This is a genomic window from Devosia sp. A16 (assembly GCF_001402915.1).
Classification (GTDB): domain Bacteria; phylum Pseudomonadota; class Alphaproteobacteria; order Rhizobiales; family Devosiaceae; genus Devosia_A.
Map to the genome: position 1 here is coordinate 3,560,791 of NZ_CP012945.1, position 13,709 is coordinate 3,574,499.

At 66.4% G+C, this 13,709-nt stretch carries 14 protein-coding genes; 5 read left to right on the forward strand and 9 right to left on the reverse strand.

Annotated elements, in window-relative coordinates; genetic code table 11:
* The first annotated feature begins 13 nt into the window (after positions 1-13).
* Positions 14-238: a DUF2093 domain-containing protein gene (locus APS40_RS17120; protein WP_055048207.1), complete on the forward strand. Its 225-nt coding sequence runs from the start codon at positions 14-16 to the stop codon at positions 236-238.
* 35 nt (positions 239-273) lie between these two features.
* Here the strand turns inward: APS40_RS17120 and APS40_RS17125 are convergent, their stop codons facing one another.
* From APS40_RS17125 to APS40_RS17150, 6 genes are all read right to left on the reverse strand, one after another.
* Positions 274-1,752, reverse strand: coding sequence for an ArnT family glycosyltransferase (locus APS40_RS17125; protein ID WP_055048208.1), 1,479 nt, complete (start codon positions 1,750-1,752; stop codon positions 274-276).
* 269 nt (positions 1,753-2,021) lie between these two features.
* A complete protein-coding gene (locus tag APS40_RS17130) occupies positions 2,022-3,326 on the reverse strand; it encodes an O-antigen ligase family protein (protein ID WP_055048209.1) in 1,305 nt (434 codons plus the stop codon).
* Positions 3,323-4,171 carry a 3-deoxy-8-phosphooctulonate synthase gene (kdsA, locus tag APS40_RS17135; RefSeq protein ID WP_055048210.1) on the reverse strand — a complete coding sequence of 283 codons (849 nt, stop codon included), beginning with the start codon at positions 4,169-4,171 and terminating at the stop codon, positions 3,323-3,325. The genes APS40_RS17130 and kdsA overlap by 4 nt, the downstream gene beginning before the upstream one ends.
* On the reverse strand, positions 4,171-4,806 hold the full coding sequence (locus APS40_RS17140) for a histidine phosphatase family protein (RefSeq protein ID WP_055048211.1): 636 nt from the start codon (positions 4,804-4,806) through the stop codon (positions 4,171-4,173). The genes kdsA and APS40_RS17140 overlap by 1 nt, the downstream gene beginning before the upstream one ends.
* A complete protein-coding gene (locus APS40_RS17145; RefSeq protein ID WP_211199056.1) occupies positions 4,803-5,621 on the reverse strand; it encodes a 3-deoxy-manno-octulosonate cytidylyltransferase in 819 nt (272 codons plus the stop codon). Before APS40_RS17145 ends, APS40_RS17140 begins: the two co-directional genes overlap by 4 nt.
* 1 nt (position 5,622) lies before the next feature.
* Complete coding sequence (locus APS40_RS17150; RefSeq protein WP_236884120.1) at positions 5,623-6,615, reverse strand: KpsF/GutQ family sugar-phosphate isomerase; 993 nt, start codon at positions 6,613-6,615, stop codon at positions 5,623-5,625.
* 129 nt (positions 6,616-6,744) lie between these two features.
* On the opposite strand from APS40_RS17150, the gene APS40_RS17155 reads away from it, so the two are divergent.
* Positions 6,745-8,013, forward strand: coding sequence for a 3-deoxy-D-manno-octulosonic acid transferase (locus APS40_RS17155; protein ID WP_055048212.1), 1,269 nt, complete (start codon positions 6,745-6,747; stop codon positions 8,011-8,013).
* A 174-nt stretch (positions 8,014-8,187) separates the two neighbouring features.
* Here the strand turns inward: APS40_RS17155 and APS40_RS17160 are convergent, their stop codons facing one another.
* Both APS40_RS17160 and APS40_RS17165 read right to left on the reverse strand, forming a co-directional pair.
* Complete coding sequence (locus APS40_RS17160; RefSeq protein ID WP_055048213.1) at positions 8,188-8,436, reverse strand: DUF4170 domain-containing protein; 249 nt, start codon at positions 8,434-8,436, stop codon at positions 8,188-8,190.
* On the reverse strand, positions 8,433-9,278 hold the full coding sequence (locus tag APS40_RS17165) for a 3'(2'),5'-bisphosphate nucleotidase CysQ (RefSeq protein ID WP_055048214.1): 846 nt from the start codon (positions 9,276-9,278) through the stop codon (positions 8,433-8,435). Before APS40_RS17165 ends, APS40_RS17160 begins: the two co-directional genes overlap by 4 nt.
* Positions 9,279-9,605: 327 nt before the next feature.
* Between APS40_RS17165 and APS40_RS17170 the strand changes: the two genes are divergently transcribed.
* Complete coding sequence (locus tag APS40_RS17170) at positions 9,606-10,139, forward strand: DUF6101 family protein (protein WP_055048215.1); 534 nt, start codon at positions 9,606-9,608, stop codon at positions 10,137-10,139.
* A 237-nt stretch (positions 10,140-10,376) separates the two neighbouring features.
* On the opposite strand, the gene ubiA is transcribed toward APS40_RS17170, so the two are convergent.
* The gene (ubiA, locus tag APS40_RS17175) at positions 10,377-11,312 is read right to left on the reverse strand and encodes a 4-hydroxybenzoate octaprenyltransferase (RefSeq protein ID WP_055048216.1); all 936 of its coding nucleotides are present in this window, start codon (positions 11,310-11,312) and stop codon (positions 10,377-10,379) included.
* Between the two features lie 58 nt (positions 11,313-11,370).
* Here ubiA and APS40_RS17180 point away from each other — a divergent pair, with 58 nt between their 5' ends.
* Both APS40_RS17180 and APS40_RS17185 read left to right on the forward strand, forming a co-directional pair.
* Positions 11,371-12,120 (forward strand): 16S rRNA (uracil(1498)-N(3))-methyltransferase, encoded by a 750-nt coding sequence (locus tag APS40_RS17180; RefSeq protein ID WP_055048217.1) that lies wholly within the window; start codon positions 11,371-11,373, stop codon positions 12,118-12,120.
* A gap of 83 nt (positions 12,121-12,203) precedes the next feature.
* Complete coding sequence (locus APS40_RS17185) at positions 12,204-13,568, forward strand: glutamate--cysteine ligase (RefSeq protein WP_055048218.1); 1,365 nt, start codon at positions 12,204-12,206, stop codon at positions 13,566-13,568.
* Positions 13,569-13,709: the final 141 nt, after the last annotated feature.

Consider the following 13,709-nt stretch of genomic DNA (forward strand, 5'->3'; position numbering starts at 1 on the left):
ATCTGGTGGTGCCATGAACATTTTCGACAAGAGCTTCAGCCCTTCGGAAGCGCAGGTGCGTTACCTCGATGCCGACTATGTCGTGCTGCGGCCGGGGAGCTTCGTGCGCTGCGCTATCACCGGCGTCCCCATCGCCCTCGACGAGCTGACCTATTGGAACGTCGATCGGCAGGAGCCCTATGCCAACGCTGCGGCCGCCTACGAAGCCCATAAGCGCTACGGTCTGGCCGGCCGCTAGGACGGCATCGCTTCGAAGTATGACAGCCAAAGGCCTCAGGGCCGGAAGCCGCTCGCCAGTCGCATGAACAATGGCACCGCAACGCGCTCACCCTTGTGGAGGCTGACATCCTCAAGCGGACCCAGCGTTGCGAACTCGGCGCTCAGCCTGGCGTCGTCGTCGACATTCCCCGGCATCCCGATAAGGATCGCGTTCCACCCCGCATAGTCCTGCGGCGGATTGAGATAGTCGAAGTGCCGCGCATCGCTGCACAGGCACAGCACCGGGACCTGCTTGCCGAACAGGGCATTGAGCTCGCCGGCGCGCACCCAGTTGAAGGTGCCGATGAACGTCTTGGGGTCGGCGGGCAGTCCGCGCGTCGCCAGTTCCGACCGCAGCGGTTCCCATGACAGCAGCGCGTCCGTCGGATCGCTGCCGCCGAACAGCTGCAGCGTCTGCTGATCGAAACTGCCCCATCGCGCCTGCATCGTCACCACGCTGGCGAGTGCCGCCAGCCCCAGCGCGGTGAGGATGGCGATGGCGACTGCCAGCCGGCGTGTAATCTTGCCGGCATTGGCAAGCGCTTCTCCGAGCAACGGAATGGCGAACAGCCAGCCCGGCATCTGCCAATGCGGCAGGCCGCGACCGAACAGCGTCAGCCCGGTGAAAATGACGATCGGCAGGATAGCCAGGCATACCAGCAGCCAGCGCTGTGCATTGGCCGGTCCGCCGATCAGGCCGCGAAGCAGTAACGTCCCCAGCGGCACGGCGATCCACGGCAGCAGATAGACCGCCTGCGACAGCAGCGATTCGACCGGACCGAGCAGGCGAAGTTCCGCACCGCTGCCGACCCGGCCGCGACCTGCCTGGAAGGCGAACGACACCCAGTCGTGCTGGGCATTCCACACCAGCACCGGCACGAGACAGGCCGCCGCGATCGCCGCGGCCAGCCAGGGGCCGGGAGTAAGCAGCCAGCGTCGGCCCTCACGGGTGGTCAGCAGGAACAGCAGCAGGCCCAGCAGCAACAGCACGCCATGGTATTTCGACAGCAACGCCAGCCCGGCCATGAGGCCGGCGAGGGCCCATGATCCCAGGCGCCGGCTGTCGCCGGGCTCGAGGACGATGCGCGCCACCAGCAGCGCCGTCGCCAGCGCCGCGGCCAGCAATGGCCCGTCGGGAAAGATCAGCGCGCCATGCGCCAGGCCATACACCGGAGCGAGATTGAAGAGCACCGTCGACCACAGTCCGGCCACCGGGCCGAACAGCCTCGCTCCCAGCACGTAGATCAGCCAGCAAGACAGCGCGCCCAATCCGATGAACGGCAGCCGCAACAGCAGCAGGTCCTCGCTGCCCCACAGTTTTGCCCACGCGCCGACCAGCCATAGATGCAGCGGCGGATGGTCGAAATAGCTGAGCGAGACCTGCCGCGCGATGCCGATGCTGTAGGCCTCGTCCACCCCTACCGGCAGGATCGCGGCGAGCCCGAGCCGGGCCAGCGTCGCCACCGCGATCACGACCAGGACCCAGGCCCGCACCGATGCGTTCCGCAGGTGGGCTTCGCTATGAGGGAAGGCAGGCGCATGCATGGACGGTTGGGTCCTAACCTGCCGTTTGCGTCACTGACGCTTGGCTAGCGACTGTAGCGTCGCAAGTCAAATTACCGTCCGGCAACGAAAGTCTATCCCGCGTCGGATCCGGGCGGAAATACTGTCTATCGCGTAGTCTTGGACATTTCGCGGCCGAGGGGCGCGGTCGCCGGCGCTCTGCCGGAGCGGATCTACCAAGGGTCGGCACGCCACGCGCATCACGCCGTGCCGGGAGTCTCCGAGGCAATGGACGATTTGCCGCCGACCGGCCGAGCCGGTGTCGTGCTCCGCAACGGAGCCTGCACGAAGCCGAGCATCACCACCGTCATGAACGCATATTGCACGGTGTGGAATTCGAACCCGATCATGATGATGGTCAGCTGGAACACCGCGTAGGCGGCGCACAGGGTCACCGAAAGGTAGAGCCGCGACATGAACAGCTCGTCGCGCGGCGTCTTCAGCACCGCGATCACCGGGGCCACCGACAGGATCAGGAAGCTGATCACTCCCGGAATCCCGGCACCGACCGCGAAGCTCAGCAGGCCGTTGTGGAGCTGGCGGAACGTCAGCATCCGCTCGACCTCGCTCTTGGGCACATAGGGCAGGATGGCCGGCACCATGTCGGGCCAGCCATAGCCGAACACCGGCGCATGGAGGAACGCCTGGTAGCCGCCCCACAGCATGATCAGGCGCTCCCGGGTGGATTGGTCCACGGCGCCGCCCGCGATCACATCCTGCGTCACCGAAAAGCCGTCGACGGCGCGACCGAAGCCCAGCTTTGCCGCGGCGAACACCAGCACGGCAGCGGCCACCGCGACGGCGGCGGCGACCACCAGCGTCGTCGTGCGATGGCGGGCCGGCGCCAGCGCCAGCGCAAACGCCAGGGCAATGAAGCCGAGCACCGGCGCCGCGATCAGCGCGCCGCGCGTGCCGCTCAGCAGGGCCGCGAGAATGCCGAGCACCGGTCCGAGCAGGTACAGCCAGCGCCGGTTGGCGCCGGGCGCGAATGCGCCCACCAGCGCAACAAACCCCAGCAGCATCGCCGTGTCGGCGAAGTGGAATGCGCTCATCAGTGGTGGCCCGGCCCGCTCGTAACCGAGGATCAGCACCTGCACCACGCTGACGATCACTGCAATGCCAGCGCCGGCCAGCGCCAGCCGGCCGATCATCACCGCGCTGTCCAGCCGCGCGAATCTTTGCAGCTGCCAGCGCATCGGCAGCGCCAGCAATAGTGGCACGAAGTTGAAGGCAAACAGCAGATCGCCGGGATCCTCCGAGGTGAACAGGAACGCGATCGCCGGCAACACCGCCGCGGTCACGAACATCAGATCGATCGGGTTGCGGCTGCGCGCCTGGAAGGCGGCGACCACCGATGGCGAGAGCAGCGCGAAAATGCCGAACAGCAGCACGAAGTAAGTGGTGAGCCTGCCCGTAACGCAGGGCAGCGCGAACAGGAAGACGATCATCGCCAGGCAGGCCCACCGCATATAGGAGGACGTGCCGTCGCTGACCGCCGGGGTCATCGCCCGGAGCCTCGGGCCTTGACGATGGCGTCGAGCGCCTGCAACTCCCCGACCAGGTCGTCGATCTGGGCAAGCGGAATCATGTTGGCGCCGTCGGATGGCGCATTGTCGGGATCTTCGTGCGTCTCGATGAACACGCCGGCAATACCGACGGCCACCGCGGCCCGCGCCAGCACCGGCGCATACTGGCGTTCGCCGCCCGACGATTCGCCTCGTCCACCGGGTTGTTGCACCGAATGGGTGGCATCGAAGATCACCGGCTTGCCGGTCTCGGCCATGATCGGCAGCCCGCGCATGTCGACCACCAGGGTGTTGTAGCCGAAGCTGGTGCCGCGCTCGGTCAGCAGCACGCCGGATGCGCCGGCGCTGTCGAGCTTGTTGGCGACATTCCGCATGTCCCAGGGCGCGAGGAACTGCCCCTTCTTGACATTGACCACCCGGCCGGTAGCGGCGGCAGCCACCAGCAGGTCGGTCTGCCGACTGAGGAATGCCGGTATCTGCAGGATGTCCACCACCTCGGCCACAGCGGCGCATTGCTCGCGTTCATGCACGTCGGTGGTCACGGCGAGACCGGTTTCACGCTTGACCGTCTCGAAGATGCGCAGGGCCTCGTCAATGCCGATGCCGCGAAAACTCTTCGAGCTGGTGCGGTTGGCCTTGTCGAACGACGATTTGTAGATCAGCGGAATGCCGCGCCGTCGGCCCAGCTCGGCCAGCACGGTCGCCGTTTTCAACGCGTGATCGCGGCTTTCGATCACGCATGGCCCAAGGATGAAGGCAAGCGGGAGATCCGTGCCAAACCCGACGCGCTGCCCGTTCGGCGCATCGACAAAAACCTTCTGCATCAAAACAAATCCGTATCGCCGGGTGTCTCGCCCGGTCGTATGTCCCACCCAAGTAGCCGAAAGTCGGTGCCGCTGCCGACCTCCACCACACCATAACTTCCTGTACGGAATTTGACACCGGCACGGTTTTCCCCAGGCTTCAGGCCCATCGCCGCAAGGGCGAACCGTGCTGCGCCGTTGCTCGTCACCAGCAGGATCGTTCCATGAGGCAGCGCTTCAGCCGCGCGATCCACGAACTCCCGCCAGGCAACGAGACGCCATTGCGCCCCAACCTCCCAGCCTTCTGGCGCAATCAACTGTGTCTCCCACAGCGTGATGGCGTCGTTACCGAGCCGCGCGATAACGGCGCTTTCCGGTTGCCCTTCGTCGGACCCGTGATCGATCTCGGTGAGGAACTCCGCCGTTTCGATCGGTTGGCCCGGGGCGATGGCTTCGGCCGTCCGTCGCGTGCGCTGCAGCGCGCCGCTCAGCACCCGATCGAAGCTCACGCGGTTGGCACTGAAGTGCCTGGCGAGTGCTTGCGCCTGCAGCATGCCCGTCGCGGTCAGCGGCAGGTCGGTGCGAGCCCCGATCCGGCGCGGCGGTTCGCCCGCCTCGAAGGTGTTGCCGTGCCTGACGATCACCAGCCGGGTCATGAGCGCCAGTCGACGAACGGGTCGCCATGCGTGCCGATCAAACGCTCGGCGCGCTCCACGTCCGCCGGGCTGTCCACTCCGCTCATGGTGATCGGGGCCGGGTCGACCATCACCGCCCGGATATCGAGCCCCAGCTCGATCAGGCGCAACTGCTCGAGGCCCTCGAGCCGCTCGTAGTCCGATTGCGGCGCCGCCTCGAAGGCTTCGAGCGCCGCGGTTCGGTAGCAATAGAGCCCGATATGCTGCAGCACCGGCGACAGCGGTCCGGCGGCGCGCAGTTCCGCCTCCTTGCGCATGAACGGCAGCACCGTCTTGGAGAACCACAGCGCGCGACCCGCACCATCGCGGATGCAGGTCGTGCCGCTCGCCGGCGTCGTCTGCTTGTGCGCGATCAGCGCATCGAGCCGCGCCCAGTCGAGTTGCACCACCGGCGTCGTCACATCGGCCGTGGAGCTCCGCGCGGTCCGCACGATCTCGACGATATGCTCGGGCGCGGTGAACGGTGCGTCGCCCTGCAGGTTTACCACCAGCTCCGCCGAGCGCCCCGTCGCCCGCAGCGCCGCCAGCGTCCGCCCTGAGCCCGAGCTGATCTCGCTTGCCGTCATCACCGCCTCGAGGCCGAGCCCCTGCGCCGCGGCAACGATGCGCTGGTCGTCGGTGGCGACAAGCACCTCCGCATCGCCGAGCCGCCGCGCTGCCGCCATGGCGATCGCCGCTACCCGCTCCAGCAGCAACCGGCCGGCAATCGGGTGAAGCGGCTTGCCGGGCAGCCGGGTCGAACCGTAGCGAGCCGGAATGACGATGAGGTCGCTCACCTCAGACAAGGCCGACCCGCAGGCAGTCGTGCACATGCACGATGCCGACCGGCCGCCGTCCGTCCATGGCGAAGATCGCGGTGATCCGTGGCGTCAGCACCGTCATCTGCCGCAACGCCTCGCTCAGCAGTGCATCGCTTCCGATGGTGCGCGGACTGACGGTCATCACCGCTGCCGCCGTCTGCTGCAGCAGGCCGTCTGCCATGTGGCGACGCAGGTCGCCATCGGTGATGATGCCCAAAAGCTCGCCCGCCGCATCGACCACGCCGGTACAGCCGAATCCCTTGGACGTCATCTCGAGGATCGCCGCAGCGACACTTGCCTCGGCGCCGACCAGCGGCAGCTTGTCGTCGCGGTGCATCACCTCGCCCACCGTCAACAGCGCGCTGCCCAGCGCGCCGCCCGGATGGAACACGTGGAAATCGGCGGCCTGGAAGCCACGGCGCCGCAGCAGCACCACCGCGATCGCGTCGCCCAGCGCGGCCATCATCGTCGTCGATGTCGTCGGCGCTGCCGTGATGTCGCAGGCTTCCCGCGCATCGGGGAGGCCCACCACGATATTGGCCGCCCGCCCCAGCCGGGAGTCCGGGTGCGCCGTGATCAGCGCCAGCGGAATATCGAAGCGCACGCAATAGTTGGCGAGGTCCGACAGCTCCACCGTGTCGCCTGATTTGGAGAACATCACCACCACATCGGCGGTGGTGATCATTCCCAGGTCGCCGTGGCTGGCGTCGCCGCCATGTACGAACTGCGCGGGGGTGCCTGTAGAGGCCAATGTCGCCGCGACCTTGCGCGCGATATGGGCGCTTTTGCCGACGCCCGAAAGAATGACGCGTCCCGGGGCGCGCTGGATCAGCTCCACCAGCGCCACGAAGGCGCCGTCCAACCCCGCAGCCAGTGCTTCCAGCCCCTCGACCTCGAGCCGGATCGCCGCCTGCGCCTCCTCGAGGGCAAGCTGCTGCAGACGCGCATCGTTGGCGATCGGATAGCGCACGTGAGGACCTGGCCCGCGCCGGACTGAAGACATGTCGTGGCTTACCAGCATTCGCCGGACGCTCGCAAGGTTGTGCGCCGGGGGGCAACCGGCTAGTCAGCAGGGCAAGCCAGTTGGAGCATCCCTCGCGTGAGCAAAGCCGTGCCATTTCGCTGGAAGGCCTATGGCGGGCTGGTGACGGCCGCGTCCTGGCTGCACTATGCGGTGTTGTCGCGCTTCTCGAGGAGCGATGAGGGCGGCGCCGCCTGGTTCGCGAGGCGCCTCAACCCGGCGCTGCCGCACCCGGCGACCGGCAGGCGGATCTGGATCCACGCCGTCTCGGCTGGGGAATCGAAAGTCGCCGAGTTGCTCCGCAGCCGTCTGCTGGCGCTCGATCCCTCCCTCTCCGTGGTGCTTTCGGCCACCACCTATTCCGGCTACGCCCGGGTACGCGCCGTCGCCGGCGACGCCGCCAGTTTCATCATGCCGCTCGACACGCTCGGCGCGCAGCGTCGTATCATGCAGACGGTGCGCCCCGATCTCCTGGTGCTGGTCGAATCCGAGTTCTGGCCGGCCCAGTTCGCCGCCGCGGCGGCTGCCGGCGTCCCTGTAGTGGTGGTGAACGCCACCCTGTCGCCGCGCAGTTTTGCGCGTCACCAGCGCAACCCCGCCGTGGCCAACCGCACAATTCTCCAGGCGGACCGAATCTACGCGCAGGATCAGGCCATCGCTGCGCGCTATGCCGAACTCGGCGTGCCGCGCGAGCGCGTCGACGTGGTCGGCAACCTGAAGCTCGTTCCGCTGCAGCGGGCCACTCCCGCCGGCAAGGACCGGCCGCCGCTCATTGCCTTTGGCAACATCCACCGCGACGAGATCGAGCCGCTCGCTCCGGCCATTGCAGCGCTGCGGCTGCAACGCCCCGATGCAAAGCTGGTGCTGGTGCCGCGCTATCCCGGAAAGATCCCCGGCGAAGTGCTGAGCGCCAGCTTTGGCGCCGAGCTTGCCATTGTCGGCAGCGAGGCTGCCATCGCCGATGCCGGTGGCCTGGTCTGGCTCGATGAGATGGGGACGCTGTCCAAGATCTACGCGCGCGCCACGATCGGCATCGTCTGTGGCACCTTCTCGCCGATCGGGGGGCACGACCTCAGTGAGCCGCTGCATCTGGGCGCTGCCAGCGTTTATGGGCCCCACATCGAACGGCAGCGGCCTCTGCACGAAGCGCTGTCGGCGATCGGTTGCACGGTTCAGGTCGGCTCGGGCGCCGAATTGCCGGGGGCGGTGCTGGCGTTGTTGGACGACCATGCGCAGCGTTTGCGAATGATCGAGGCGTTCCGCGGGATGGCGGACGAGGCAGCGGAGCGGCTTGATGCTTTGGCGGCAAGCCTTGTTGCAAAAGTTGAAAAGCCGGGCGCGGGCTGACCTCCACCCTTGATCCCTCCCCCTAAGAAGGGGGCGGGAGACGATCCCCTCGATGTCGGTATGAGGGTCTCCCTCCCCTCGGGGCGAACATCTTGTCGTCCCCTTAGGGGGAGGGGACAGGGGTGACGGTCGGCTCGCACCGCCCTTTCGGTCAGAGCCCGCTCAGGCTGCCGGCTACTCCTCGTCTTCCGGGTTCAGCAGCCGGTGCAGGTGCACGACGAAATAGCGCATCTCGGCATTGTCGACCGTCAGCTGCGCCTTCTGCTTCCACACCGCATGGGCCGCGGCATAGTTGGGATAGACCCCGACGAGGTCGACAGCATCGAGATCCTTGAAGACGATGTCTTCGCCCTTTTCCACCTCGCCGCCGATGACGAGGTGCAAGAGCTGTTGCTTGGGCTCGGATTTGTTGGGCTTGCTCACGGCTTCAGACGCTCCAGATCGACTTCCTGCGGCTGCGGGCAGCCATAGACCTTGACCAGCGCAGCATGTAGCGGCGCTTTTAGCGAAGGCTCGCACAGCGCTGCAAGCGCCCCATGCCGGGTTTCCGGCCGATTGAAGCGCAAGGCACCTATGCAGACGTCCTCGAAGCTGATGCCGGCCTCGCCGAGGATGCAGGCTGCTCCCGCGACATCCCAGTCGCGCGCGCCGCGCCGGCTGACCGCCGCGTCGAGCCCGCCTGAAGCCACCTGCACCAACTGGTAGGCGAGCGAGGGAAAGAAGGGCCCCCGCGAGTAGTCGAGCCCGGCAGCCTGCAACTCCTGGTGCACCGCTCCGGGCGCCGGGATCAGCGGCGCCGTGCGGCCGGGGGGACACCGGCGCACCAGCGGCTTGCCGTTGAGCCGCGCCCCCTCGCCGATCGCCGCGTCGTACATTTCGTCACGCACCGGCGCGTAGACCACGCCGGCAATCGCCACGCCGTCCTCGACCACGGCCAGCGACACGGTCCAGCTGTCATCGCCGCGGATGAAGCCGCGCGTGCCGTCGATCGGATCGATCACGAAGACGCGCCGATGGCTCAGCCGCTCCGGGTTGTCGACACTCTCCTCACTCAGCCAGCCATAGTCGGGACGCGCCGTCAGCAATGCCGAGTTGAGAAACTTGTCGAGCACGATATCCGCCTCGCTCACCGGCGAGGCGTTCTCTTTGGTCCAGGTCTTGAGGTCCTTGCGGAAATAGCCCGATGCAATGATCCCCGCCGTCACGGCAGCCGAGCGCAGCAATTCGCGGTCGTCGGCGGCAGTGGTGGGGGCAGCACTCGGCATCAGCTCTCCGGAGTTTTCGGCTGGCCGTGCTTCTAGGCGCATCCCCTGGCTGGAACAAGGCCCGCCGCGCACCGGAACTCCCGATTTGAAGGGGGCTGCGGCGGCCACTTGGCCCGGCTACGGGCTTGCCCGCAGCCATGTGGTTAAAGCCAAGCAAGCACACGCACTTAAGACTGCGTTACACCCGGTGACGACCCGCTAACCCTTCGCAAAACAACCTAAACTTAACCCAGTTTCTTAAGCGGGGCGGCAAGGGGCGCGGGTAGATTGGGGGCATCAAAGAGGGCGGCAAAAACAAGCTCTCGAGAGTTGACAGGAAGGCTTATCATGCAGGGTCGCGTTGGGATCGACGGGTCGTCGGTTGTCATGTTGTTCGGCGAGGGGCGCGCCCCACGGACACGTCCGCTGACTGCCAAATATTTCGGTCCCGCCAACGATAACGGCCCCAGGGATCCGGTGAAGACCGTGACGGTGCGCAAGACGCTCGAGAAGAGCGGTGTCGCCATCAAGATCAAGGTGCCGGTCGACGAGTTCATCGGCGTTGCGGTCTCGACGTCGATCACCGAAGAAGGGGTGCTGTCGAGCGCCATCGAGCTGGTGCACGGCGACCCCGAACTCAACTATCGGGTGTTCGAAGAGATCGGCAATTCCAACGTCGTCGCGGAGTGGCAGAACTGGGGCAAGAAGCTCCGCCTGCCGCTGTTCATCAAGGCCGGCGACGGCAATCTGCTGCCCTACTCGCAGCAGGTCGATGGTGTCGCCCTGGGCCCCAAGCACGACCGTCGTCGTCTCGCCGCCGACGCCGAACGTCGGCCCCGCTTCCTCAATCGCCGCAAGCCTGGTGAAAGCAGCGCGTCCTGATGCAACCTTTGCGGCCCTAGGCCGTTTCTAGCAGAACAAGTCGACAGCGATCCCATGCACGTTTGAACTGTCGGCAGACTCGTAGCGACCTCCAAACTTAAGCTCGAGCCGGGGCCGATCCAGAAATGGGTCGGCCCCGTTTCTGTTTGCGGTGTTTAGGGCATGGTTTCGTCCGATACTCGATGTCATCCCTGCTTTCGTTGGGATGACATCCAGTGGGGTGGACAAAGTTTCGCGCTAAACCACGAGATCGAGCAACAGGGCGGCGGTGAGCGCCAGACCCACCCAGTGATTGGCGCGAAACCGCGCCAACGCATTGGCGGGATCGCGCGGATCCAGCGTACGGACCTGCCAGCCGAACAGGCCCACCACCACCAGCATGCCGCAAAGGAACGGCCAGCCGGCACCGACCATCAGGCCGGCCACCACCCAGAACCCCACTGTCGCCGCGTAGAACAGCGCCACCAGCAACCGGGCTCGCCGGCCGAACAGGCGCGCGGTGGATTTCACACCCACCAGGGCGTCGTCTTCGATATCCTGCAGTGCATAGATGGTGTCGTAACCGATGGTCCACAGGATCCCCCCAACATAGAGCAGCAGCGGGGGGAGGGCGAGGGAGCCGGTCTGCGAGGTCCAGCCGATCAGGGCTCCCCAGTTGAAGGCCAGGCCGAGGAACAGCTGCGGCCACCAGGTGACGCGCTTCATGAACGGGTAGATCGCCACCAGCACCAGCGAGGCTACTCCAAGCATCACCGTCGTGGCGTTGAACTGCAGCAACACTGCCAGCCCGACCAGCGATTGCAGCACCAGGAACAACAGCGCCTGCCGCTTCGTCACCTGGCCTGACGGAATTGGGCGCGAGCGGGTGCGCGCCACCTTCATGTCGATCTCGGTATCGACGATGTCGTTGAAGGTGCAACCGGCCCCCCGCATCGCCACCGAGCCGACATAGAACAGCACCAGCGCCCACCAGTCGAAACCGCGGGTCGGCTCGGCCAGCGCCGCCAGCGCCAAGGCAAAACCGCACGGCCAGAACAGCAGCAGCAGCGGCAGCGGTCGATCCCAGCGCGCCAGCCGCCCATAGGGCTTGAGCCAGGCGGGCGCATAGCGGTCGAGCCAGTTGCCTCGACTCGCATCCGCCACCGTACCTGCTGCTTTTTCAGGGGTTTGCATCGTCTGTCTTGTGTGCCTTGATAGCCGGGTCGGCCATTCTCAGTTCACGCGTACCACGATGCCCAGATCACACAAGACCCTGCCTCGCCTCTACATCGAGGCGCCGCTCGCGGCTGGTGCAACGCTGGAGCTTGGTCGCGACCACACCAATTACCTGCTGAGCGTGCTGCGCATGAAGGCGGCCGACGCCCTGGTGGTGTTCAACGGCGCGGACGGCGCCTGGATGGCGCGGATCGCCAGTGACCACCGCAAGGGGGCAACCCTCGAGCTGGTGGTGCAGACCCAGCACCAGACGCCGAAATCCGATCTCTGGTTCGGCTTCGCACCGCTGAAGACCGGCCGTCTCGACTACCTGGTGCAGAAGGCCACCGAGATGGGCGCCGGATTCATCCAGCCGGTGATTACCCGCTATACCCAGGTGTCGCGCCTCAAGGCCGACAAGCTCCACGCCAACATCATTGAAGCGGCCGAGCAATGCGAAGTGCTGAGCGTTCCGATGCTCGGCGAGGAGGTGGGATTGGCCGATCTCATCGCCCATTGGCAGCACGACCACGGCCTGCGCCGGCTGATCTTTGCCGACGAGAGCGCGTCCAGCCACGCCCCCAACGCCCAGCTGCAGGAGCTCGACGGCCTGCCCATCGGTATCCTGGTCGGCCCCGAGGGTGGGTTTTCCGATGACGAGCGGGCGCTGCTATTGGCGCAATCTTTCGTCATCCCGATCAGCCTGGGCCCCCGCATCCTGCGTGCCGACACGGCGGCGGTGGCCGCATTGGCAGTGGTTCAGTCAACCATCGGCGATTGGCGATAAAGCCCATTGCATTCGGAGCGCGGCTCAGTATTGTCCGCCGCGCCCGGCCAGGAGCCCGGCAGTCTTGCCTCACTGGAGTGCCCATGGCCGGCGAAGAAAACGCACCGCTGATTGAATCGCGGGCCGACCTGATCGAGGTCATGGCGGTGGGCGCCAAGCCCCGATCCGAGTGGCGCGTCGGCACCGAGCACGAGAAGCACGTCTATCGCAAGGCCCCGCTCGCTCCGGTTCCCTATGCCGGCGACGATGGCGTGCACGCGCTGCTCGGCGGCATCGAGGCGCGCACCGGTTGGCACCCCTTCTTCGACCGCGGCAACCCGATCGGCCTGCGCAATCTGGGCGCCGTCGGCGGCATTTCACTTGAGCCCGGCGGCCAGTTCGAGCTCTCCGGCGCCCCGCAGCCGACTATCCACGACGCTGCGGCCGAGCTAGATGCCCATCTCGAGGATTGCCGCATCGTCGGCGGTCCGCTGAACATCCATTTCCTCGGCCTCGGCGTCACCCCGCTCTGGTCGGTGGCCGAAATCGCCGCCATGCCGAAGTCGCGCTACGGCATCATGACCAGGTACATGCAACGGGTGGGCACGCTCGGCACCTCGATGATGTACCGCTCGGCCACCGTGCAGGCGAACCTCGACTTTTCCGACGAGGCCGACATGGTCAAAAAGCTGCGCGTGTCGCTGGCGCTGCAGCCGATCGTCACCGCGCTGTTCGCCAACTCGCCTTTCGTCGACGGCAAGCCGTCGGGCTACCTGAGCTTCCGCTCGCATATCTGGCTCAATACCGATAACGCCCGCACCGGCATGCTGCCCTTTGCGTTCGAGCCGGGGTTCGGCTTCGATCGCTATGCCGAGCATGCGCTCGATGTACCGATGTACTTCGTCATCCGCAACGGCGAGTACATCGACGTCGCCGGCGAAAGCTTCCGCGCCTTCATGCAGGGCAAGCTCCCGCAGCTACCTGGCGTCCGGCCGACGGTCAAGGATTGGGAGAACCATCTCTCGACCCTGTTCCCGGAAGTTCGCCTCAAGCAGTTCCTCGAGCAGCGCGGTGCCGACATGGGCGACCGCGACCACGTGCTGGCGCTGGCCGCCATCTGGACGGGGCTGCTTTACGACAGCGAGTCGCTCGCCGCCGCGTGGGACCTGGTCAGCGACTGGACCGGGGCCGAGCGGCAGGCGCTCCGCAATGAAGTTCCGCGCACCGCCATTCAAACGCCGTTCCGTGGCGGCACCGTCGCAGATATCGCCCGTCTGGTCGTCGATCTCGCCGACGACGGCCTGCGCCGCCGCAAGCACCTAGCAAACGGCCAGGACGAGACCATCTTCCTCGATCCGCTCAAGCAGACCCTCGACCTCGGCAAGACCCAGGCCGAACGCTGGCTCGACAAATACAATGGCGCGTGGGCCGGCGACCTGACCCGGATTTTCGACGAAGCCGAGATCTAGGCGTCGAAGCCTCCCCGCGCGCGGGGAGGGCCGCTCCCTCAAAAAGCGGCGCGTTTGTCACCCCCCACCCAGCGTGGCCAGTTCGCTTCGCTCACAAGCTTTGCTGCCCTCCCCACAAGGGGGAGGGAGAAGGTGGTTGCG

Bases quoted from the DNA above. Each gene is read 5' to 3' on its own strand.
- APS40_RS17130 (WP_055048209.1), bottom strand. From the start codon at position 3,326: ATGACCCCGGCGGTCAGCGACGGCACGTCCTCCTATATGCGGTGGGCC.
- APS40_RS17170 (WP_055048215.1), top strand. From the start codon at position 9,606: ATGCAGGGTCGCGTTGGGATCGACGGGTCGTCGGTTGTCATGTTGTTC.
- APS40_RS17180 (WP_055048217.1), top strand. From the start codon at position 11,371: ATGCCCAGATCACACAAGACCCTGCCTCGCCTCTACATCGAGGCGCCG.
- APS40_RS17140 (WP_055048211.1), bottom strand. From the start codon at position 4,806: ATGACCCGGCTGGTGATCGTCAGGCACGGCAACACCTTCGAGGCGGGC.
- kdsA (WP_055048210.1), bottom strand. From the start codon at position 4,171: ATGCAGAAGGTTTTTGTCGATGCGCCGAACGGGCAGCGCGTCGGGTTT.
- APS40_RS17185 (WP_055048218.1), top strand. From the start codon at position 12,204: ATGGCCGGCGAAGAAAACGCACCGCTGATTGAATCGCGGGCCGACCTG.
- APS40_RS17165 (WP_055048214.1), bottom strand. From the start codon at position 9,278: ATGCCGAGTGCTGCCCCCACCACTGCCGCCGACGACCGCGAATTGCTG.
- APS40_RS17120 (WP_055048207.1), top strand. From the start codon at position 14: ATGAACATTTTCGACAAGAGCTTCAGCCCTTCGGAAGCGCAGGTGCGT.
- ubiA (WP_055048216.1), bottom strand. From the start codon at position 11,312: ATGCAAACCCCTGAAAAAGCAGCAGGTACGGTGGCGGATGCGAGTCGA.